Annotated in this window: 1 pseudogene; it reads right to left on the reverse strand. The window is 76.6% G+C overall.

Going from position 1 to position 381, the window contains the following annotated elements:
* Positions 1–108 precede the first annotated feature (108 nt).
* Positions 109–378 (reverse strand): annotated as a pseudogene (locus DEF28_RS28715) (Phenylacetic acid catabolic protein); the annotation flags it as partial.
* Positions 379–381 lie beyond the last annotated feature (3 nt).

Consider the following 381-nt stretch of genomic DNA (forward strand, 5'->3'; position numbering starts at 1 on the left):
GCGCTGGCGGCGATCGCCGCCAAGGGTGTCAACGAACTGGCCTACCACCGCGACTACGCGGCGCAGTGGACGCTGCGGCTCGGGCGCGGCACCGAGGAGGGGGGCGTCCAGGCCGGCCGCGGTGCGGACCCGTTCCAGGACGGCGGCGACCTCGTCGTGCACCGTGTCGGGGCGCACGGCGGCGCCCAGGCCGCTGAGCCGCTCCTCGACGGGGTGGACGGCGAACAGCTCCCCGAGCAGGGGGCGCACGTCCGCCAGGCCGGCGGTGAGGCGGCGGTGGGACTCCTCGGTGCCGCGCCCGAGCCGCAGCGTCCACTGCGCCGCGTAGTCGCGGTGGTAGGCCAGTTCGTTGACACCCTTGGCGGCGATCGCCGCCAGCGC

It is taken from the genome of Marinitenerispora sediminis, assembly GCF_003336425.1.
GTDB classification, from domain to species: domain Bacteria; phylum Actinomycetota; class Actinomycetes; order Streptosporangiales; family Streptosporangiaceae; genus Marinitenerispora; species Marinitenerispora sediminis.